Below are 22,098 nucleotides of genomic sequence, written 5' to 3'. Positions count from 1 at the left end.
CGGCCGCGGGGGGGGGCATGCCGGGCTCGGAACAGTAGATGCACCGCCAGTCGTTGGGCGCGATCTTCGAGACCTCGTCGTACGGGCCGGGCATTTCCAGCTGGACCGTGGCCTGTGAGCGCGGCTCGTCGGCGGGGTTGATGGCCACACAGTCATCGCCCACGCGGAACACCACCACCTCGTCCTCGCGGGGCACAATCATGCGCGCACCGCCGAAGTACGCGGGATTGCCGCGACGCAGACGAATCAGCGCCGCGTAATGGTCCACCAGACTGCTCAATCGTTGCGCACGGCGCCAGTCGAGCTGGTTCAGAGCCACAGGACTGCGGAACGAATCGGAGACGCCATGTTTGGTGCGGGCGAATTCCTCGCCGCCCAACAGGAACGGCACGCCGGCCGCGGTGAACACGACGCCGGCCGCCAGCCGGTTCGACTGCATGAGATCCTCGCAGCACTCGCCTTCGGCCGCGTAATCGACCTCGGTGGGAATCGGGCGCATGGTGGCGCACAGCTTGTCCCACAGGGTCAGGTCGTCGTGCGCGGACACGTACTGGATGAGCTGGCCGACGGCCGCGGTGCCGCTCAGGGTGCCACGCCAGCCGTCCTCGGCATGACGGATGTCGTCGGCGTAATCGGCGGCTGCGCCGGTCAGGTAACCGGGCACCTTCTGGTAGAACACGTGGCCGCGAACCGCGTCGCGCGTGGAATCGCAGAACATGCCGATACGCGGGCTCAGGTACGGCATGCCGCGCTTGTCCGCCAGAATCGTGCCCTTAACGAGCGCGGTCTCGCGGGCGGCCCAGGGCTCGCCGTGCATGAGGATGGACGCGCCGCCCGGCAGCTGGTCGAGCGCGGAACGGACGGCGTTCATGGTGTCCACGTCGATCAGACCCATGAGGTCGAAGCGGAAGCCGTCGATGTGATATTCGCGCGCCCAGTAGGTCACGGAATCCACGATGTACTTGCGCATCATCGGATGCTCGGTGGCCACGTCGTTCGTGCAGGCCGAGCCGTCGGCGAAGCTTCCGTCCTCGCGACGCCGCAGCGCGTAGCCGGGGATCATGCGCTCGAACCAGTTGTCGGTGGAGAACATGTGGTTGTAGACCACGTCCATGATCACCTTGATGCCAGCCTTGTGCAGGGCCTGGATCATCCGCTTGCATTCGCGGATGCGCACTTCGCCGTCAAACGGGTCAGTGCTGTACGAGCCTTCGGGAACGTTGTAGTTGAGCGGGTCGTAGCCCCAGTTGAAGCCGTGGCGCGGATCATCGCGCGCGAGGGATTCGTCGATGGAGCCATAGTCATAGAACGGCATGAGCTGCACGGCGGTGACGCCAAGACGCTTGAGATATGCCACGCAGGTGGGGAATTCGCCGTCGCCGTCCACGCTGGTGTTCGGGTAGGTGAAGGCGAGGTAGGTGCCGCGGTGCTCGAACGGCACGCCGCTGTGCGGGTCGTTGCTGAAGTCGCCGATGTGGGTCTCCCAGATGACCAGGTCACGACTGGGGATGTGCGGGCGATGGTCTTCGGACCAACCGTCCGGGTCCGTGCGGCTCAGGTCCACGACCATGCTGCGGCGGCCGTTCACGCCGGCGGCGCGGGCCCACGGGTCAGCAGTGCGATGTTCGGTGCCGTCCGGGAAACGCACGATGTAGTCGTAGTAGACGCCGTGGCCGATGCCGTCGCAGCGGACCAGCCAGGTGCCGTCCGCGCCGGGGGCGAGCTCGTAGGTTTCGAAGGGGAAGGCGGCGGGATTGATGGAGACGGGCGTTTCCATCCCCGCTGTCACCACGGATTCGGCATCGTCGATCACGGCCTCCTCGTCCGAGGATCCGGTCTTGAACAGCCGCAACGTGACGCCGCTGGCCGTAGGGGCCCAGACGCGGAACGTGGTGCCTTTGGCGTCCGGGAACGCGCCGAGATCATCGTCCGTATACACCGGATAATCCGGGCATGGCAGGGCAGTTTCGGCGGGGGTCCAGTCGGCCACGGCCAGTGAAGCGGGTTGCGGCACGGGAAGCTCCTTTCCTTGGGGTATATGAGAATGGCTCCCGGACTCGGCGGGAGCCATTTGTGTTGTGTACGTGGTGCTATGGGTGGCGAGGCAATGGGGCTCCCCTCAGTCAGCTTCGCTGACAGCTCCCCTCGGAGAGGGGAGCCGAAAAGAAAGTCGCCTTCGGTCCAGCAAGAACGGACCGGCCTGCGGCCGGGCTCAATCCGACCTTCGCTCGGGCTACCGCCTCGCTCAGGCTGAGCCTACGGACAGTCCACCGGACTGTCCGCTTAACGACCTCGCCTTCGGCCCCTGCAAGAACGGACCGGCCTGCGGCCGGGCTCAATCCGACCTTCGCTCGGCTATCGCCTCGCTCAGGCTGAGCCTACGGACAGTCCACCGGACTGTCCGCTTAACGGCTCAGCCCTTCACCGATCCCGACATCGATTCCTGATAGAAGCGTTGCATGACGATGAAGAGGATGGCGATCGGGATGGAAATCACCACGGCCGCGGCGGCGAAGCGCGCGTACCAGTTCTGGATGTATTCCTTCTGCAACATGAGCCACAGGCCCAGGGCGACCGTGTAGTTCGACTGCGTGCGGCAGATGACTTTGGCCATCACAAAGTCGAGCCACGGGGTCAGGAAGCCGATGATGGCCTGGTAGACGATCATGGGCTTGCAGATCGGGATGATGATCTTGTAGAACACCTGCAGGCGGGTGCAGCCGTCGAGCATCGCGGCCTCGTCGAGCGAAGTCGGGATGGTGTCCATGTATCCCTTCATCACGTAGAAGCCGGCGCCGGAGCCCGCCGAATAGACCAGAATCAGGGCGATGGTGGTCAGTCCCTCGCTGGTCAGGCCCACGGCCTTAAGGATGAAGTAGATGGCGGAGACGGCCATGATGCCCGGGAACATGCCCAAGATCAGCACCACGTTCATGAAGGTCTTGCGGGTGCGGAAGCGCAGGCGGCTCATGCAGTAGGCCACGGCCAGCACGAACACCACGGAGATGACGCACACGAAGCACGCCACGATGAGCGTGTTCATGAACATCTTCGGGAAGTCGAGCACGGTCTTGTCCGTGAACAGGCCGATGTAGTTGTCCAACGAGAACTCGGTCGGGAAGAACGTCTTGGTGTACGGAGCGGTGTTCTTGTTGAAACTTTCCGCGAAGACCCACACGATCGGGATCAGCCAGATCACGGCCATGACGGCCAGGAACAGGTGAGAGAGGATGTCTCCCAGGATGCGGCGCTTCTTCGCATCGTGCATGAGGCTGTGCGATTCAGCCTTCTGAATGCTGTGGTTGCTCATCAGCGGAATGCCTCCTCATTCTTGTAGGAACCGGAGTTGCGGTAGGTGATCAGCGACACCACCGCGAGGACGATGAACGTCATGATGCCGATGACCGCGCCGAGGTTGTAATCGTTCTTATCGACCGTGAGCTTGTACAGCCAGGTGATAAGCAGATCGGTGGTGCCGGCGGAGTCGCCGATCGGCACCGGGGCGCCGCCCGACAGCAGGTAGATGACGTTGAAGTTGTTCACGTTGCCGGTGAACGTGGTGATCAGGTACGGCGTGAGTACGAAGATGATGTACGGCATGGTGATCTGGGTGAAGATCTGCCACCAGTTCGCGCCGTCCAGCTTGGCGGCCTCGTACAGGTCGGCCGGGATGTTCTGCAGGATGCCGGTGATCTGCATGATCGTGTACGGGATGCCGACCCACAGGTTGATGATGATGACCGTGACGCGCGCCCACGTGGTGTTCGTGAAGAACGGCAGCGCCTGGTCGATCCAGCCCCACTGCATGAGCAGTCGGTTGATGGCGCCAGTCGGCTGGAGCATGGTGTGCATCACCAGCAGGGACACAAACTGCGGCACGGCGATGGACATGGAGAAGCACGCGCGCCAGAAGCCCTTGAACCGCGTGGTCTTGCGGTTGATGACCATGGCGAAGAACATGCCGAGGAAGAAGTTGAGGAAGGTGGCGAAGAACGCCCACACCAGGGTCCAGATGGTCACCTGGATGAACAGACGGGCGCTGACGGTGCCGTTGCCGGTGGAGAACAACTTGCCGAAGTTCTCGAAGCCCACCCAGTCGAAGAGCACCAGATGGTTGCGGTCGTAGCTGGTGAAGGCCATCGAGATCATGAAGATCAGCGGCAGCACGGTGAACACGAGGATGCCGAGGGTCGGCAGGAACATGAGCAGCTGGTAGGCCTTCTCGTCGGTCAGCGCGCGCAGGTCGTCCCTGAGGCTCGGGGCCTTGCCGTTCTGGCGGGTCAGGCATTCCGCCTTGTACGCGCACTTGAGGGAGATGGTCCACAGGTAGACGAACAGGATGCAGGCCACGATGGTGCACACGCCGTACAGCAGGATGACCACGGAGTTGTCGCCCTGGACGTACACCCAGAAGCCGTCCACGAGCTGCTTGCCCTGCTTCTGGGTACCCAGGCTGGGCAGCTTGGACAGGTAGTTCACGCCGTTCGTGATCATGAACACGATGAACGCGACTTCGAGCGCCAGCAACGCGACGCCCTTGACATACTGCTTGCGGACGATGTTGCCGAGGCCGAAGACGACTGCGGACAGCTTGGTGAACACGTCACCCTTGGTCAGCGCGTTCCTCACCGAATACGGCGAGGGCGCCACATAGTCCGCGCCCATCCTGCGACGGCGCTTCATCTCCCGCGGAGAAAGGGTTGCTGTGGTCATTGCACCCTACCGCCTCTCACGATAACGATTGATGGTTGAAATAGTTGAAAAGTTGGTGGTTTCCCGATGCCGTCCCGCCTGCCGGCCGCAGCCCCGACGCCGCAACCTGCGCTGACCCAAGTAAAGCCCGGACACCGCGTGCACGCTGCCCGAGCTCTGCTTGGCAATGAAGGAGGAGGAGAAACAAGAAGACGAAACCGCTTGGTGGTGCTGGGGATTGCGGGCGAATCGCGGTTCCCCTCATCGCCCGCAACTGGCGTACCTTTGACGGACCTCCAGCACCGATTTTCAGTTATCTGTTTTCAGTTATGTTCAGTTATAGGTGAGGTTGGGCGGCGTGAAGGAGTGGAGTATTACCGTCGCCCAAGTCTGTGGTTATCGGCCGGGCTGTCACTCGGCGTACTTGCCGACCTGCTTGACCCACTCGTCGGTCTTGGCCTGGGCGTTGTCGGAGGTGACTTCCTTGTTCAGGATGGCGTCGCCGAAAGCCTTGGCCGGATCCCACCAGGAGCCCATGCCAGCCAGACCGGACTGCAGGATGGCAGTGTTGGCCATGGTGTTGGTCTGGGCGATGGCGACCGGGTCATCGGTGGTCAGGCTGGACAGGGACTTGTCGGTCGGGATGATGTTGCGCAGCTCGTAGTGCAGCTTCTGGGACTCGGTGGAGCCGAGGTAGGCGGCGAACTGGGCGGCGGCCTTCGGATTCTTGGCGTTCGGGTTGTAGGCGGCGGCCTTGGTGGCGGCGAAGGACTTCATCTGCTTGGTCTGGCCGTTCACGGTGAAGGTCGGCAGCTGGGCGGCGCCGAAGTTGTCGCCGAGGGCCTTCTTGATGTCCGCGGCGGACCAGGAGCCGGAGAAGAAGGCCTTGACGGTGCCTTCGGTCATCTCGGACAGGCCGGAGTTATCGGAGCTGTTGTGGAAGTTCGGGTTGGCGGCGAGGTCGACCAGGTACTTGGAGATGTCGCCGGCGTCCTTCGGGAAGACCATGCCGGCGCTTTCGTCGGTGCCGTTCTCGCCGAAGAGCTGCAGGCCGTCATAGAAGCCGCCGATGTACCAGGAGTCGTTGAGCGGGAAGGAGATGGCGGCCTTGGAGATCATGGTGTCCAGGCTCTTGATGTCCTCGTCGGAGAAGGCGGACTTGTCGTAGTACATGAACCAGGTGTTGTCCGTGTAGGGCACGCCGTAGTACTTGCCGTCGGTGCCGGTCATGGAGGCGACTTCCAGATCGCCGTTCTGCTCCTTGAGCTGCTTGACGGCGTCGGTGCCGAGCTCGCCGATGCCCTGGACCTTCATGAGGGCGCCGAGCTGGTCGGAGGCGAACATGTAGACGTCGGCTGCGGCGGTCGGGTCGGTCTGCACCTTGGTGGAGGCGTCACCCTCGGAGACCACGTCGTTCTTCCACGTGATCTTGTACTCCGGGTGATCCTTCTCGAAGTTGGCCTCGACCTGGGTGAGCCAGGCCTCGGAGCCGTCATCGCCCTTGGCCTGATCCTCCTGCGGGGCCCAAACGCTCAGGGTGACGTCCTCGGTGCCGGCGGTGGAGGAGCCACCGTTGCCGGAGTCGGAGCCGCCGCAAGCGGCGAGCGGCATGAGCATGGCCACGGCGGCGGTGAGGCCGAGAGCCTTCTTCCAGTTGATCTTCATTGATCGGTCCTTTCTTTCTCTGTTCTTGGCCGGTTACGTCCAAAGTTCTCGATTCGATGCACACGTTTTCAATCCATCACTGGATATTGTGTTGCATACGCTCGCATCATCTTGGTTTTGCCTAGGAATGTTTCGTGTTTGCAACGCTGCGGAACATCGTCGGCTGTAAGTGTAGCACGTTTTTTGCATACGTTGGCAATTCTTGGTAGACCAGTAGTATTGCAATCGATGGGCAATACCCGTGAACCCGCACAAACAAAGGAGTTTCGATGACCGACAATGCGCGACACGCCCAAGAATCCCCCCGTCCATTCGCCCGCCCGAGCTGGCTTTCGGGGGCGCGTTTCTACGAGATCTATCCGCAGAGCTTCGCCGATTCCAACGGAGACGGCATCGGCGACATCCCCGGCATCATCAGCAGACTGGACTACGTATCCGGGCTCGGCTGCAACGCGCTGTGGATCAACCCGTGCTTCGACTCCCCGTTCAAGGACGCCGGCTATGACGTGCGCGACTACATCCAAGTGGCCGCACGCTACGGCACCAACGACGACCTCGTCGCCCTGTTCGAAGCGGCTCACGAACGCGGCATGCACGTACTGCTCGACCTGGTGCCCGGCCACACCAGCGAGGAACACGCCTGGTTCCGCGCCTCCGCTCAGGCCGATCCCGCCGAACGCGAGGGGCTGTCCGAACGCTACATCTGGACCGACTGCTGGATTTCCGGCGGCGACGGCCTGCCGTTCATCGGCGGCGAGACCGAACGCGACGGCACCTATATCCTCAACTTCTTCAAGTGCCAGCCCGCACTCAACTACGGCTTCGCGCACCCGAAGCATGCCTGGCAGAAGCCAGCGCTCGGCCCGGACGCCCTCGCCACCTGCGAGGCGTTGCTGGACGTGATGCGCTTCTGGCTCTCGCGCGGGGCGGACGGCTTCCGCGTGGACATGGCGGACAGCCTCGTCAAGCACGACGAGGCGGGCAAACCCTTCACCATCCGCACCTGGCAATACCTGTTCTCGAAGATCCGTCCCGAATTCCCCGAAGCCGCATTCGTCTCCGAATGGGGGCGCCCGTACGAGTCGATGCAGGCCGGCTTCGACATGGACTTCTACCTCGACTGGCGTTGGGACGGCAATCCGAACGGCTACAACATGCTGCTGCGCAACACGGATACCCCGCTCGCGCATGAGGGCGACGGCAGCTACTTCAACGCCGACTCGGGCGCCTCGATCGCGCCGTTCCTCGATCAGTACCTGCCGCAACTGCGTGACGCCGAGCGCGCGGGCGGCCTGTTCGACCTCATCACCTGCAATCACGACACCCTGCGCACGGCGCAACGCCTCACCGAACGCGAGCGCAAGGTGGCGTACGGCATGCTCATGACCATGCCAGGCTGCCCGTTCCTCTATTACGGCGACGAGATCGGCATGCGATACCGCCCGCTGCCCACCAAGGAGGGCGGTTACACGCGCACCGGCAGCCGCACGCCGATGCAGTGGGAAGAGGGTGCGGCGAATCTCGGGTTCTCCACCGCTGGCACCGATGAGCTGTACCTGCCGATCGATGCGGCCGAGGATGCGCCGACCGTTTCGGACGCGGAGGCACGCGAGGATTCGCTGCTGCACTGGGTGCGTTCAGTGCTGGCGTTGCGGGCCGAGCAGCCGGCGTTGAATGCGGATGCCGGGTTCGACGTGGTCGCCGCACCGGCCGAGGGGCGAACGTTCGCGTATCTGCGCCGGCCGAATACGGCCGGGGATTCCGGCGTTGATGCCGACAGCGCCAATGCAAGCGCTGCCGGCGGCACCCACGGCGAGGGCGCACGCACCCTGCTCATCGCCATGAATCCGGGACGCGAGACCGCACACGTCGCGATGCCGATAGGGGAGCTTGCGGGCGACGCTTCCGTGCTGCTGGGATTGGGCGATCCGGCCGTCGACGGCGGGATGCTGACCCTGCCCCCGCAGTCGTTCGCCGTGATTGGATGATTGGCTATACGGTTCCGGCGCCCAGTGGCGGTCGAAAGCCACGGACTGGCCGACCGCAATCCGGCTGCAAAGCGGCGGCGCCCCCAACGCACCGACGTATTGCAATCGTTGTCAAAATGAGTTACCGTTGAAGACAGCACAGCAAGCACATTGGTCTGTCAGATTACCGAAACCTCAGCGAAGAGCGGCATTCGAACAGCAATGCAAACGAACAGCAACCTTCAGCCAACAAAGGAGTCCACATGACTGACGCGCGCACTCACGAAGCAGCAACCACCGACACCGGCACCCCCCAACGCACGGAAAGCGCGCAGCGTCTGGCCCGACCGCTCATCAAGCTCGCCAAGGCCTGCGGACTGGCCACCTCGTTCATCGACCAGCTCGGCACCTACACCGAAATCAGCGACGACGCGCTGGTGGCGGTGTTGAAGGCGCTGGACGTGGACGCCTCGACCCCGGAGGCCATCGACCGGTCCATGGAGAAACTGGAGGAGGAAAACAGCAAACGTTTGCTGGCACCGACCATCGTGGCCTACGTCGGTCAGACCACCACCATCGCACTGAACTGCCCGGCGGATGCGGACGTCACCGTCACCATGACCCTGGAGAACGGCGAGGCGTATGACGGCGTCACCGTGCTGCCCGACCTGAATTCCGGGCATCCGATCCTGAGCCTCGATGCCGACCTGCCGATGGGCTACCACACGCTTGACGCGCAGGCGGACGGACGTACCGGCCACGCCACCATCATCGCCGCGCCGGCCCGCATCCCCGTGCCTGACAAGGTGGCCGAACAGCAGCGCTGGGGCTGGATGACGCAGATGTACTCCGTGCGCTCCCACGACTCGTGGGGCGTGGGCGACTATGGCGATCTCAAGCGTCTGCTCATCGACGCCGCGCACGAATCCGGCGCGGACTTCATGCTCATCAACCCGATCCACGCCGGCGCGCCGATCCCGCCGCTCGAGCCCTCGCCGTACCTGCCGGAATCGCGTCGATTCCTCAACGTGACGTACATCCGCCCGCAGGACATCCCCGAATACGAAACGCTGCCGGCCGACGTCAAGGCGCAGGTGGACGAGCTGCACGCTTCGGTGGCCGCCCGCAACGACGAGGCAACCCCGATGGACATCAACGCGGCATGGTCCGCCAAGCGCCCGGCGCTGCGTCTCATCTTCGACGCAGGCCGCAACGCCAAGCGCGAGCTGGAATTCGAGCATTTCAAAGCCACCGCAGGCCCGGACCTCGATTCCTTCGCCACATGGTGCCTGTGCTTCGAGGTGTGGGGCGCGCCGTGGGGCGAGAATCGTTGGTTCTTCGAGAAGCCCATCGACGATCCGGCCGTCCAGGAGCTGGTGGAGAAGCACCATGACCTGTTCGAGTTCAACCGCTGGCTGCAGTGGATCGCCGCCGAGCAGGTGACCGCCGCCCAGCAGGCGGCCACGGAAAGCGGCATGGCGCTGGGTCTTATGCAGGACATGGCCGTGGGCGTGCACGGTCTCGGCGCGGACGCCTGGGCCAATCCGGAGCGTTTCGCCACCGGTTCGGTGACCGTGGGCTGCCCGCCGGACTTCTACAACCAGCAGGGCCAGGATTGGGGCCAACCCCCGTTCAACCCGCGCTATCTGGAGTCCACCGGCTACCAGGTCTACCGCGAGATGGTGCATGCGATGTACGAGCACGCGGGTGCCGTACGCATCGACCACGTGCTGGGCCTGTTCCGCCTGTGGTGGATTCCGCAGGGGCTCGGCGCCAAGAACGGCGCATACGTGATGTACAACCACGAGGCGATGCTCGGCGTGCTGGCCATCGAAGCCACGCGCGTAGGCGGCATGGTGATCGGCGAGGATCTGGGCACCGTGCCCGATTACGTGCGCCGCATCCTGGCCGATCACGGCGTGCTCGGCACCGACGTGGAATGGTTCTCGCGCGTGGACGATTCCCCGAACGCGGGCGACCCGTACAAGGAGCCGGGCGAATACCGCAAGCAGGCGCTGGCCTCGGTGACCACGCACGACCTGCCGCCGACCGCCGGTTATCTGAACTTCGAACACGTCAAACTGCGCGAGGAGCTGCATCTGCTCAGCGAGCCGGTGGAGGCGTTCGCGGCATCGGCGATGGCCGAACGGACGGCCATGATGAACCGTCTGGTGGAAAGCGGCTACATTCCGGCCTCGGTGGCCGAGGATGTGGAGGGCCATATCCAGGAGATCGTGGAGGCGATGCACGCGATGCTCACCGATACGCCGTCGCTGCTGTTGCAGGCGGCGCTAGTGGACGGTGTGGGCGAGACCCGCTCGCAGAACCAGCCCGGCACCTCGTACGAATACTCGAACTGGCGCGTGCCGCTGGCCGACGAGCACGGCCATGTGGTGCACACCGATGAGGTGTTCTCGCTGCCGCGCGTCCGCTCGCTGTCCGCAGTGATGCAGCGCAAGCGCCGCTGACGGAGCCAACCGGAGCCAACCGGAGCCAACCGACCGAAGCCTGCCACTGCCCAGCGCGCAGTGGCAGGCTTTCTGCGTTACGAGGGGCTCTTCCCATGGTTTCCGAAGGTCTATCTGCGTTACAAGGGGCTCCTCATCCGCATATCGGCAAGTATCCGCGTTGAAATGATGCGTCTCATACTCGGGGATATGCCCTTCGGGAGCCCCTCGTAACGCAGATAGGCCTCCCCGCAACGGCGGATCAGCCCCTCGTAAGCGAGTTAGCCCGAGCACCCCGGCACCCCGCTCATGATATCGTTGTCACAGCTATGACGATTTCGATGACGGAGAAAGCGGGGCGGCGATGACCAAGGCAAGCATTCAGGCGGTGGCGCGGGAGGCCGGCGTCTCCGTATCCACGGTGTCCCGCACCTTTGCCAAGCCCGATCTGGTGCTTCCCGAGACACGCGACAAGGTGATGGCGGCGGCCGAGAAGCTGGACTATTCCGTCTCCCGTTCGGCGGCCGCGCTGAAGTCCGGCCAGTCGTTCCGCGTGGCGTTGCTGGCCAGCGAGACCATCACCACCTGGTTCAACTCGAACATCTTCGCCGGCCTCGACTCCACGTTGCGGCCCGCCGGGTACGACACCGTGGTGTATCCGATGAGCAACGCGGACGAACGCCGCAGCTTCTTCGAGGATCTGCCCGTGAGGCGTAACGCGGACGCGGTGATTGTGAGCTCCTTCAACATCGAACCGGCCGAGGTGGAACGCCTCAAGCACATGCATGTACCAATCATCGGCATCAACATTCCCTCCACCGAAGGCTTCGACGCGGCCGTGAGCATCGACGACCGCGCGGCCACACGTGCCGCCAGCGAACACCTCATCGCGCTGGGGCATCGCAGCATCGCCTACGTGGGCGGCACCCGCTCCCGGACAACCATGCGCTACAGCGCCGAATCGCGCCTGCAGGGCCTGCTGGACGCCACAGCCACGCACCCGGGCGTTTCCGTCCGCTCCATCGAGGTTCCGCGGGATACCGGCGAGACCAACGCGGCGCTCAACGCCGTGATCACCGCGACACCCGGCGTCACCGCGTTCTGCTTCTGCGACGACGACATGGCCCTGCCGGTGCTGTACCGCCTGCGTCAGTACGGCCGCCGCGTGCCGCAGGATCTTTCGATCATCGGCTTCGACGATGTGCCGATGGCGCAGTCGGTGGGTCTGACCACGCTGCACCAGGACCCGTTCGCGATGGGACAGGATGCCGGACGCATGACGCTGGCCGCCATCGCCGGCGAACCCGTCGAGCCCGCGTTCCGCCAGCCCGCAACGCCGCTGGTGCTCCGCGAGACCACCGCGCCGCCCCAACCAGCCCAAGCGTAGGTGTAGGTATTCGCGTAGGCATATCCCTATGACGACGTTGCCACCGCGAAACGCCGAATACTGATTTTTGTTTGTGTCATTTGCATGATATCGTTGTCATCAACAACGGCAACGTCGCTACCGCACGCCCACCCCGAACGGAAGCGACCAGTCGCCGGCAGAAGCAGTGCAGCACACATCACCCAGACATCACCCGTAATCGGAAAGGACGCACATTATGACCGCGAACAACCTCCATGACGACTGGTGGAAGCAGGCCGTCGTCTACCAGATCTACCCACGTTCCTTCAAGGACGTCAACGGCGACGGCCTCGGCGACATCGCCGGCGTCACCGAAAAGATCGACTACCTCAAGCGCCTCGGCATCGACGCCATCTGGCTCTCCCCCTTCTACCCCTCCGACCTCGCGGACGGCGGCTACGACGTGATCGACTACCGCAACGTGGACCCGCGACTGGGCACGATGGACGACTTCGACGCCATGGCCAAGGCCGCGCATGACGCCGGCATCAAGGTGATCGTGGACATCGTGCCGAACCACACCGCCGACAAGCACGTCTTCTTCCAGGAGGCGCTGGCCGCCGCCGCCGGCTCCCCCGAACGCGACCGCTACATCTTCCGCGACGGCCGCGGCGAGCACGGCGAACTGCCGCCGAACGACTGGCAGTCCTTCTTCGGCGGCCCGGCCTGGCAGCGCGTGGCGGATGGCCAGTGGTACCTGCACCTGTTCGACAAGGCGCAGCCGGATGTGAACTGGAAGAACCAGGACATCCACGAGGAGTTCAAGAAGACCCTGCGCTTCTGGTCCGATCACGGCGCCGACGGCTTCCGCATCGACGTGGCACACGGCCTGGCCAAGGACCTCGAATCCAAGCCGCTTGAGGAGCTGGGCCGCGAGTACAACGTGGTGGGCGTGCTCTGCCACGACTTCTCCCACCCGCTGTTCGACCGCCGCGAGGTGCACGACATCTACCGCGAGTGGCGCGAGGTGTTCAACGAGTACAATCCGCCGCGCTTCGCCGTGGCCGAGGCGTGGGTGGTGCCCGAGCACCAGCACCTATATGCCTCCCCCGACGAGCTGGGCCAGTCGTTCAACTTCGATTTCGCCGAGGCCAACTGGTTCGCGGACGAGTTCCGCGCAGCCATCGCCGCCGGTCTCAAGGCCGCCGAGGAGACGGGCGGATCCACCACCACGTGGGTGATGAACAACCACGACGTGCCGCGCAGCCCCTCCCGCTACGGTCTGCCGCAAGTCAAGGGCGCGCCGTACCACCAGCTGCCGCACGACTGGCTGCTGCGCAACGGCTCCACCTATCCGGAGGACCGCGAGCTGGGCACCAAGCGCGCCCGCGCCGCCGCGCTGATGGAGCTGGGCCTGCCGGGCGCCGCGTACATCTACCAGGGCGAGGAACTGGGCCTGTTCGAGGTGGCGGACATCCCGTGGGATCGCCTGGAGGATCCGACCGCCTTCCACACCAACCAGGCCACGATGGACAAGGGCCGCGACGGATGCCGCGTGCCGCTGCCGTGGGTCGCCTCCGACGAACCGTCTCTGGCCGACTTCAGCCTGCCGATTCCGGCCGATGACGGCACCGGCGAGAACCATGTGCCGCTGTGCGCCGCCGGCCAGTTCGGCACGGGCGCCTCCTTCGGCTTCTCCCCCGCCGAGCGCGCAGACGGCACGCCGGCCGCCGACCCGCATCTGCCGCAGCCGCTGTGGTTCAAGGACTTCGCCGTGGACGCCGAGGAGGCCGATCCGGATTCGATGCTCGCGCTGTACCATGCGGCGCTGGCGATTCGTCAGGAGTCGCTGACCGCCACACGCGATACGTCCGCCTCCCAGGTGGACATGGGCGATGACGTGGTGGCGTACACCCGTGCGGCGGCGGATGGCCGCACGTTCACGTCCGTGACGAACTTCGGCACCGCCCCGGTGGCCCTGCCCGAAGGCGATGTGGTGCTGACGTCCGGCCCGCTGACCGCCGATGGCCAGCTGCCGACCGACACGTCCGCGTGGGTGATCCGCTGATACGTCCCATGGCGTAGCAGGGGCATACGAAAGGCCGCCAGTCCGAATGAATCGGGCTGGCGGCCTTCTTTTATGTATCAGTCAGCGGATGCTCACCGCATCAGGTCACTGGACCTGGGCGCGGGCGATCTTGCCGGTGAAGGAGTTGGCCTCGTCGGCGTCCTTGACGCCGTCCTTGTTCCAGGAGAACATGGCGCGCAGCTTCGGGCCGACGGTCTCGATGCGCTCGTTGGAGTACTTCTCCTGCAGCTCCTTGAAGTGCGGGGCGCCGGCATCCTGATCGTCGATGAACTCCTTGGCGAAGGAGCCGTCCTGGATGCGCTGCAGGTGGTATTCCATGCGCTTGCGGCAGTCCTCGTTGATGACGGTGTTGGTGTAGTCGCCGTACTGGGCGGTGTCGGAGCAGGACCAACGGGCCTTGTTCAGACCACCCTCGTTCATCAGGTCAACGAGCATCTTGAGCTCGTGGCAGACCTCGAAGTAGGCGATCTCCGGCTGGTAGCCAGCGTCGGTGAGGACCTCGAAGCCCATCTCGACGAGCTTGTTCACGCCGCCCATGAGGACGTTCTGCTCGCCGAAGAGATCGGTCTCGGTCTCCTCCTTGAAGGTGGTCTTGATGGCGCCGGCGCGCAGAGCACCGAGGGCCTTCGCGTAGGCCAGGGTCAGGGCCCAGCCGTCACCGCGCGGGTCCTGCTCGACGGCCACGACGACCGGGACGCCACGGCCGGCGGCGTACTCACGACGCACGATGTGGCCCGGGCCCTTCGGGGCAACCATGAACACCGGGTGATCCTCAGTGGGCTTGATGTAGCCGTAGTGGATGTTGAAGCCGTGAGCGAAGGCGACGGCGGCACCCGGCTTGATGTTGGGCTCGATGTCGTTGGCCCAGATGGTGCGCTGGTACTGGTCGGGAGCCAGGATCATGATGACATCGGCCTCGGCAGCGGCTTCCGGAACGGACTTGACCTCGAGGCCCTGCTCCTTGGCGAACTCGACGGACTTGGAAGTCGGACGCAGACCGACAACCACGTCAACGCCGGAGTCACGCAGGTTCAGCGCATGGGCGTGGCCCTGGGAACCATAACCAATGATGGCAACCTTCTTGCCATCGAGAACGGAAAGATCGGCATCGTTGTCGTACCAGATCTGTGCAGCCATGTAAGCACTCCTTGTACTACTTGCGTACCGGCGGGAATGGGGTTTGCCGGTACACGGTGTTGTGGTGGTTGCGCGTATGCAGTTGTATGCATGGTGCGCGTTTGGGTGGGCGCCCGGAATTCCCGGGCGGGCTCAAGCGTGGCGGGATTGTGTCCCGCAAACTGGTGTCCATCCTACCGAGAACGGGGGCTTCGCTTGCCCTCCGTCCAAAACGTGAGCTGGGTTACAAAACGGTTTTGGACAGTTGCTCGATATGCGGAATTGCGCGGGGCCACCGGGCTGACATCAATGACACGGCTGCCTGCCTGCGGCGACGGCTCCCTCAGTCAGACATGGATTCATGTCCACCTTGGTTTAACAGAGCCAAAAAGAAAGCGAAGGCCGCCGCTTCCGAATGAACGGGAGCGGCGGCCTTATACGTCAGGCGCTAATCAGCGAATAATCACTGAACCTGGGTACGAGCGATCTTGCCGTTGAAGGACTCGGCCTCGTCCTGATCCTTGGCCGGGCCGTTGTTCCAGGAGAACATGGCGCGCAGCTTCGGGCCAACGGTCTCGAGGTGCGGGTGAGAGTACTCTTCCTGCAGCTTCTTAAACTTCGGAGCGCCGGCAGCCTGATCATCCATGAACTCCTTGGCGAAGGAGCCGTCCTGGATGCGCTTGAGCTGGTACTGCATGCGCTTCTTGGTCTCCTCGGTGATGACCGTGGAGGTGTAGTCGCCGTACTGGGCGGTGTCGGAGCAGGACCAACGGGCCTTGTTCAGACCACCCTCGTTGGCGAGGTCGACCAGCATCTTCAGCTCGTGGAACACCTCGAAGTAGGCGATCTCCGGCTGGTAGCCGGCCTCGGTCAGCACGTCGAAGCCCATGTCGCACAGGTGGTTGATGCCGCCCATGAGGACGTCCTGCTCACCGAACAGATCGGTCTCGGTCTCCTCGGTGAAGGTGGTCTTGATGGCGCCGGCGCGCAGAGCACCCAGAGCCTTGGCGTAAGCCAGGCACAGCGGCCAGGTCTTGCCATCCGGGTCCTGCTCAACGGCGACCACGACCGGGACGCCACGGCCGGCAGCGTACTCACGACGCACGATGTGGCCCGGGCCCTTCGGGGCAACCATGAACACCGGGTGATCCTCGGTCGGCTTGATGTAGCCGTAGTGGATGTTGAAGCCGTGAGCGAAGGCCAGAGCAGCGCCCGGCTTCAGGTTCGGCTCGACGTCCTCCTTGTAGACCTTGGCCTGGTACTGATCAGGCAGCAGGATCATCACGACGTCGGCCTCAGCGACGGCTTCCGGAACGGACTTGACTTCCAGGCCCTGCTCCTTGGCGAACTCGACGGACTTGGAAGTCGGACGCAGACCGACGACCACGTCAACGCCGGAGTCACGCAGGTTCAGCGCGTGAGCGTGGCCCTGAGAGCCGTAGCCCAGGATGGCGACCTTCTTGCCATCGAACACGGACAGATCGGCGTCCTTCTCGTACCAGATAGTTGCTGCCATTTTTGGCGCTCCTTTATATCTATTGTTTATTTATGGGGTGAGTATTAATGCGTTCCGCTGATGCGGAAAATTCTTGGTTTTTCCTTGTGGGCTTTTCCGATATGCAGGTTTAGTCCTGTCGTTTCGGAAAAGCCCGCGGGGGTTCACGTTGTGGAATCAAAAAATTTCACAACGTGAACCAGTTTTTAGTTATAAATTTCAGTGGATTTCACTTGGCCTAGAAAGCCGCCGTAAGGTGAAAGACTCATGGTCTCTCCCCCAGTCAGCTCCGCTGCCAGCCCCCTCATCAGAGGGGGCCAAGAAAAGGTCACTTCGTGAAATCAACGTCCGTGCTGAGGCGTTAAGCGAAAGCCCGGTGGGCTTTCGTAGCCGAAGTGAGCGATTGCAACCTATAGGCAATCGCACGGCGCCGTTAAGCGGACAGTCCAGTGGACTGTCTGTAGGTGACGCCTGAGAGAGGCGATAGCCGAACGAAGGTCGATCGGCAGCCGTTGACTTTACTTAGTAAAGTCAACGTCCTTGGTCTCCCGGCAGGTGAGCACGGAGACCAGGCAGCACACGGCCATCACGCCGAGGTAGAGGCCCACGGAGTGGACGCCCCAGTTGTGGGACAGCCAGGTGGCGATGGTCGGCACGAAGGCGGCGCCCACGATGGCGGCGAGGTTGTAGCCGATGCCAGAGCCGGAGTAGCGCACGTTGGCGTCGAACAGCTCAGGCAGGAAGGCACCGATCGGGCCGAAGGCGATGCCCATCAGCGCGAAGCCGATGCACAGGAAAGCCATGTTGGCGGCGAAGTTCTTCTGGCCCACGAGCTGACCGTCCAGCAGGAACGGGAACAGCACGGCGAAGACCACGAGCGCGCAGGAGGAGAAGGTCAGCACGCGACGGCGGCCGATCTTGTCCGCGTACAGGCAGGACAGCACGATGAACAGGGCGAACACGCAGATGGAGATCATGAGCATGAGCAGGTATTCCTGGTTGGTGAAGCCCAGGTTGCCGCCGCCGTTCGCGACGTCCTTGGTGCCCCATGCGAGGGACCAGGTGGCCAGCGTGTAGAACAGCGTGTAGGTCACGGCCACGAGGAAGGTGGCCTGCAGCACCTGACACCAGGACTTGCGGAAGACCTCGGTGAGCGGGGACTTGACGACCTTCTTCTGCTCCTGGGCCATGCGGAAGATCGGGGTCTCCTCCATGTGGACGCGGACCACGAGGCCGACGATCACCAGCACGGCGGACAGCAGGAACGGCACGCGCCAGCCCCAAGCCAGCATGGCGTCCTGGTCATTGAAGGACTCGAGCACGAAGTAGGTGCCGTTGGACAGGAAGAAGCCGATCGGGGCACCCAGCTCCGGGAAGGAGCCGTACAGGGCGCGCTTGTTCTCCGGGGCGTTCTCGGTGGCCACCAGTGCGGCGCCGGACCATTCGCCGCCCAGGCCGATGCCCTGGATGAAGCGCAGCAGGCACAGGATGGCGACGGCGAACACGCCGGCCTGGTCGTAGGTGGGCAGGCAGCCGATGAGGAACGTGCCGACGCCCATGGTCATCAGCGAGACGACCAGAGTGGTCTTGCGGCCCATGCGGTCGCCGAAGTGGCCGAAGACCAGCGAGCCGAGCGGGCGGGCGATGAACGCGATGGCGAAGGTCAGCAGGCTCATCAGCAGGGCGACGGTCGGGTTGGCCTTGTCGGAGAAGAAGATGTGCGGGAAGTAGTTCGCCGCGGCGGTGCCGTAGGCGTAGAAATCGTAGAATTCGATGGCGGTGCCCACCATCGAGGCGGCGATCACGGTCTTGACCGAATCGCGTACCATGGCGGCGGCCTTGCCCGCCACCTGGTTCAGTCCAGTCTCTTCGACTGCTGCAGTCATGAGTTGCTCCTGTAACTCTCCATCACTCTCTTCGGGTCTTACCGCACCCCGGGGTGACTGCGAGATTCGTTTCTTGGAAATTTTCTTGGGTTATGTACCGCGTGCTCTCCGCTGCCGTACCGCGCTGCGGAGATTTGCTTTCATGCCTTGTGAGCGCAACAAAAAAGCCCCGCATCGCGCAGGGCCTGACCGATTGTGTCGGTATTGATTGGCCCTGCCTTCGTTGACGGGGCCTCAAGCATTGATTGCCGTTAGTCCGCCAGCGAAGACGGGCTAATAATTCGTGCGGAATCAAACGCAGAAGCATTGAATCCAGTCATCGCGTGGCCTCCTTTCGGTGTTCCTCGGGTCCGTTCGACCCGAACTGGAATGAGACAATAAGCGCGGGTCTGCGCCCAAACCAGCAGGGGTTCACTATGTGGACGCAAGGTCTTGACAGATGGAGCGACTATCGCGTGGTCTCACCGGGGATGAAGGCGACCGGCACGACCTGCTCTTCGATGACGGACTCGTCGGCGTCAGCATCGTCCGTCTTGGCCGTGCGCGCCGGCTTCCTGCCGGACGCTTCCTCGTCGGCGATCTGGTCGTCCATGCGATTGGCGAGCGCGGCGGCGAGCGCCGGGAAGTCCTGACGGACGGCGGTGAGTCGCTTGCCAGCGATTTCGGTGATGAGCGTGCCGTCGTAGGCGATGATCTGCAGGTCGCGGGGCACATTGATACCGCGGCGGCAGGCCTCCTGCAGGGCCATGGCGGCCACCACGTCCGCGCCGACGATGGCGTCGACGCCAGAGTAGCGCTCGAAGATGTTGCGGGCCACGGCCTCGTGGGCGGTCACGTCCGTGACGGAGCCGGCCTCCACGTAGTCGCAGGCGATGCCGGCCTCGGAGAGCATGCGCTCCACGGTGAGGTGGTAGCGCACGGTGGGGAAGGTGGTGCCGTCCGCGAACTGGGTGCGCGGGCCGCCGGCGAGCACCACGTGGCGTGCGCCGGTGCGGATGAGATGCTGCGCGACGAGACGGCCGCCCTGTTCGTGGTCGGAGTGGACGGTGGGCACGCCGGCGCCGAGGAAGCGGTCGAAGGCCACGATCGGCCGGCGGATGGCGGTCCAGTAGTCGGCGGGGTGCTCGGTGTGGGCGGCCATGATGATGCCGTCCATCATGTGGCGTTGGAGCATGCCCACGTATTCGCTTTCGCCGGTGTCCGTGTCGGCGGTGGAGCACAGCAGGGTCTTCAGGCCCCGGGAGGCGAATTCGCGCTGCAGGGCCGCGGTGAGCGTGGCGAAGAACGGGTGGGCGATGGTCGGCATGATGATGCCGACGGTGTTGGTGCGGTTGTGATAGAGGTTGCGGGCCAGTTCGTTGGGGATGTAGTCGAGTTCGCGCATGGCGGCCTCGACCTTGGCGCGCATGTCGTCCGAGACGTATCCGGTGTTGTTGACCACCAGCGAGACGGTGCTCAGGGACACCCCGGCCTGCTTGGCCACGTCGCGCATACCGACCATGTTCGTTCCTCCCCGGCGAGTGCGTTGGGCTGCCGTGCTACCGGCGTTGCATTGCAGGAACCAGTGTACTCGAACCGGTTCGGCTGCGCTTTGCTCCGCGCGAACGGGAGGAGCGAAGCGCAGCCGGGAGCCGAGAATCAGCCCTATTCGGCGGCGTTGGCGGAGACCAGCGTCACGGTGCCGGCGAGCAGCACCAGCACGATACCCGCGGGGAAGAGCAGGTAGTAGCCGAAGCTGGAGGCGAAGGCGTTGACCAGAATCGCACCCACGATGGCGGCGAGCGCCAGGCCCGCGGAGTTGGCGAGCGCGTAGACGCCGAGGTCGTGGCCGGCGGTGCGCGGGTCGGGCAGGGAGTCCATCACGAGCTCCAGGCCGAGCGCGTCATACAGGCCGAACGCGAATCCGGAGATCAGCGCAAAGGCGATCATGCCGTTCTCGCGCGCGGTGCCGGTGGACCAGACGCCCAGGCCCCAGGCGAGTGCCAGACCGAGCGCATACAGCACGCAGGAGGCGCCCACCACGGTGGCGGTGGCGATGCCCTTCTCCTCGATCTTCTCGGAGATCGGACCGGCGGCCCAGGAGGCGAGCGCGGCACCCACGAGCGTGGCCACGGCCATCGCCATGATGAGGAATCCGGCCGGAATGGTCAGCGGGGCGGACGTGAACCTTACGGCCTTGCCGTAGACCCAGAAGCGCACGAGGTACCACAGGAACACGCCGGTCATGCCCACGCCGGCCATCATCAGGGTGCGGGCGGCGAACGCGCGGGCGAAGGCGGGTGCATGGGCCGGGAACTTCAACTGGCCGAGCACTGCGGCGCCGTCCATGCGCACATGCGGCTGCTCGGTGCTGGACGGTTCCTTGGGCAGGATCAGCACGGTGAGGATGCCGGAGAGCGCGAAGATCACGGCGAGCGTGGTGAAGGCGGAGTCGGAGCCGAACATCACGCCGAACGCGCCGAGGCACAGGCCGATCGCCTGGGCCAGCATCACACCGATGCCATGCCAGCGTTCGATGCGCGGACGGAACTTATCCGGCACACGTTCGCTGATGGCGCTGGCCAGCGGCACGGACAGCATGGCGTACGCGAACTGCATCACCGCCCAGAAGATGCCCATGACCACGATGCTGGTGTCCTGTCCCAGAATCAGCGTGTTGAGCGCGCATAGCAGGCCGCCGGCGATCATCCACGGGGTGCGGCGGCCGAACGGCACGCGCGTGCGGTCGGACAGGGCGGAGACCAGCGGCATGGAGAACATGGCGGCCACCACGCCGACCACCACCAGCACGGCGAGCGGCATGGCCAGATCCGTGGCCACGGGCAGCGGACGGCCGGTGGCGGGGTTGAGGGTGATTGCGGTGGGCGCCGAGGTGTCATAACCCATCATACGGGCCGCCATGTTGGGCACGGCGATGGAGTTGAGCGCCACCCACGGCGCACCCACGAGCATGGAGGCCACGAAGAAGCCCCAGTTGAGGCGGGAGACGCGGCGGGCGTCCGGCTTCTCGCCGTTGGCGGCGACCATCGGGTCGCGCATGTCCAGATAGGCGGAGGACATGTCCGGCGCGGGGGCGTCCACGCTGGCGGCCGCGGCCACGGCGGCCGACGTGGCGGAGGAGGCGAGGCGGACGGCCTGGGCCTCGGGCTGGTCGGCGGACGGTTCGGGCGGACGGCGGCGGTCCTTGATGGCCAGTCGGGCCACGGCGGCCTTGTCTTCCGGGCTCAGCGCCTTGTCGAGATCCGGGCGGTCGTCAATGCCCGGGCGCACGTACGGTTCCAACATGATTCGCTCTTTCCCTTGTGCTCTGTTCTGTACTCTCCGTTTGCCGCGCCCTCGCGCTTGCGGCGGGGGATTCACGGCAACACAAAACCGCCCGCGCGCACTGGCTTC

Annotated in this window: 13 protein-coding genes; 4 read left to right on the top strand and 9 right to left on the bottom strand. The window is 64.3% G+C overall.

All coding sequences use genetic code 11. The features are described 5' to 3' along the window. From pulA to DF196_RS00705, 4 genes are all read right to left on the bottom strand, one after another. Window positions 1-2,014, bottom strand: a 2,014-nt coding sequence (gene pulA / locus DF196_RS00720) for a type I pullulanase (protein WP_241519522.1), incomplete at its 3' end; no start/stop codon positions are given. 399 nt (window positions 2,015-2,413) lie between these two features. Beyond that, on the bottom strand, window positions 2,414-3,310 hold the full coding sequence (locus tag DF196_RS00715; protein ID WP_109056012.1) for a sugar ABC transporter permease: 897 nt from the start codon (window positions 3,308-3,310) through the stop codon (window positions 2,414-2,416). Next, a complete protein-coding gene (locus DF196_RS00710) occupies window positions 3,310-4,683 on the bottom strand; it encodes a carbohydrate ABC transporter permease (RefSeq protein WP_109056011.1) in 1,374 nt (457 codons plus the stop codon). The genes DF196_RS00715 and DF196_RS00710 overlap by 1 nt, the downstream gene beginning before the upstream one ends. A gap of 420 nt (window positions 4,684-5,103) precedes the next feature. Further along, window positions 5,104-6,357 (bottom strand): extracellular solute-binding protein, encoded by a 1,254-nt coding sequence (locus DF196_RS00705; protein ID WP_109056010.1) that lies wholly within the window; start codon window positions 6,355-6,357, stop codon window positions 5,104-5,106. Window positions 6,358-6,626: 269 nt separating this feature from the next. Between DF196_RS00705 and DF196_RS00700 the strand changes: the two genes are divergently transcribed. The 4 genes from DF196_RS00700 to DF196_RS00685 all read left to right on the top strand — a co-directional run bounded on the left by DF196_RS00700 (window position 6,627) and on the right by DF196_RS00685 (window position 14,187). Beyond that, window positions 6,627-8,345 (top strand): alpha-amylase family glycosyl hydrolase, encoded by a 1,719-nt coding sequence (locus DF196_RS00700; RefSeq protein ID WP_109056009.1) that lies wholly within the window; start codon window positions 6,627-6,629, stop codon window positions 8,343-8,345. Window positions 8,346-8,587: 242 nt separating this feature from the next. After that, window positions 8,588-10,792 (top strand): 4-alpha-glucanotransferase, encoded by a 2,205-nt coding sequence (gene malQ / locus DF196_RS00695; RefSeq protein ID WP_109056008.1) that lies wholly within the window; start codon window positions 8,588-8,590, stop codon window positions 10,790-10,792. Between the two features lie 343 nt (window positions 10,793-11,135). Further along, window positions 11,136-12,158, top strand: coding sequence for a LacI family DNA-binding transcriptional regulator (locus DF196_RS00690; RefSeq protein ID WP_109056007.1), 1,023 nt, complete (start codon window positions 11,136-11,138; stop codon window positions 12,156-12,158). Window positions 12,159-12,375: 217 nt separating this feature from the next. After that, window positions 12,376-14,187: a glycoside hydrolase family 13 protein gene (locus DF196_RS00685; RefSeq protein ID WP_109056006.1), complete on the top strand. Its 1,812-nt coding sequence runs from the start codon at window positions 12,376-12,378 to the stop codon at window positions 14,185-14,187. Between the two features lie 105 nt (window positions 14,188-14,292). Here the strand turns inward: DF196_RS00685 and ilvC (DF196_RS00680) are convergent, their stop codons facing one another. From ilvC (DF196_RS00680) to DF196_RS00660, 5 genes are all read right to left on the bottom strand, one after another. Continuing rightward, window positions 14,293-15,345, bottom strand: a complete 1,053-nt coding sequence (gene ilvC, locus DF196_RS00680; protein WP_094667944.1) for a ketol-acid reductoisomerase — start codon at window positions 15,343-15,345, stop codon at window positions 14,293-14,295. Window positions 15,346-15,787: 442 nt separating this feature from the next. Beyond that, a complete protein-coding gene (gene ilvC / locus DF196_RS00675) occupies window positions 15,788-16,840 on the bottom strand; it encodes a ketol-acid reductoisomerase (RefSeq protein ID WP_109056005.1) in 1,053 nt (350 codons plus the stop codon). Between the two features lie 497 nt (window positions 16,841-17,337). After that, window positions 17,338-18,705 carry an MFS transporter gene (locus DF196_RS00670; protein ID WP_109056004.1) on the bottom strand — a complete coding sequence of 456 codons (1,368 nt, stop codon included), beginning with the start codon at window positions 18,703-18,705 and terminating at the stop codon, window positions 17,338-17,340. Window positions 18,706-19,153: 448 nt separating this feature from the next. Further along, window positions 19,154-20,206: a LacI family DNA-binding transcriptional regulator gene (locus DF196_RS00665; protein WP_109056003.1), complete on the bottom strand. Its 1,053-nt coding sequence runs from the start codon at window positions 20,204-20,206 to the stop codon at window positions 19,154-19,156. Window positions 20,207-20,349: 143 nt separating this feature from the next. After that, complete coding sequence (locus DF196_RS00660; RefSeq protein ID WP_109056002.1) at window positions 20,350-21,990, bottom strand: MFS transporter; 1,641 nt, start codon at window positions 21,988-21,990, stop codon at window positions 20,350-20,352. Window positions 21,991-22,098 lie beyond the last annotated feature (108 nt).

This window comes from Bifidobacterium callitrichidarum, assembly GCF_003129905.1.
Lineage (GTDB): Bacteria > Actinomycetota > Actinomycetes > Actinomycetales > Bifidobacteriaceae > Bifidobacterium > Bifidobacterium callitrichidarum.
Note: the sequence above shows the minus strand (reverse complement) of the source record. Positions and strands in the feature narration are given on the sequence as shown.

Excerpts from the sequence above, each read along its gene's own strand:
- DF196_RS00715 (WP_109056012.1), bottom strand. The coding sequence starts at position 3,310 with ATGAGCAACCACAGCATTCAGAAGGCTGAATCGCACAGCCTCATGCAC.
- DF196_RS00710 (WP_109056011.1), bottom strand. The coding sequence starts at position 4,683 with ATGAAGCGCCGTCGCAGGATGGGCGCGGACTATGTGGCGCCCTCGCCG.
- DF196_RS00705 (WP_109056010.1), bottom strand. The coding sequence starts at position 6,357 with ATGAAGATCAACTGGAAGAAGGCTCTCGGCCTCACCGCCGCCGTGGCC.
- DF196_RS00700 (WP_109056009.1), top strand. The coding sequence starts at position 6,627 with ATGACCGACAATGCGCGACACGCCCAAGAATCCCCCCGTCCATTCGCC.
- malQ (WP_109056008.1), top strand. The coding sequence starts at position 8,588 with ATGACTGACGCGCGCACTCACGAAGCAGCAACCACCGACACCGGCACC.
- DF196_RS00690 (WP_109056007.1), top strand. The coding sequence starts at position 11,136 with ATGACCAAGGCAAGCATTCAGGCGGTGGCGCGGGAGGCCGGCGTCTCC.
- DF196_RS00685 (WP_109056006.1), top strand. The coding sequence starts at position 12,376 with ATGACCGCGAACAACCTCCATGACGACTGGTGGAAGCAGGCCGTCGTC.
- ilvC (WP_094667944.1), bottom strand. The coding sequence starts at position 15,345 with ATGGCTGCACAGATCTGGTACGACAACGATGCCGATCTTTCCGTTCTC.
- ilvC (WP_109056005.1), bottom strand. The coding sequence starts at position 16,840 with ATGGCAGCAACTATCTGGTACGAGAAGGACGCCGATCTGTCCGTGTTC.
- DF196_RS00670 (WP_109056004.1), bottom strand. The coding sequence starts at position 18,705 with ATGACTGCAGCAGTCGAAGAGACTGGACTGAACCAGGTGGCGGGCAAG.
- DF196_RS00665 (WP_109056003.1), bottom strand. The coding sequence starts at position 20,206 with ATGGTCGGTATGCGCGACGTGGCCAAGCAGGCCGGGGTGTCCCTGAGC.
- DF196_RS00660 (WP_109056002.1), bottom strand. The coding sequence starts at position 21,990 with ATGTTGGAACCGTACGTGCGCCCGGGCATTGACGACCGCCCGGATCTC.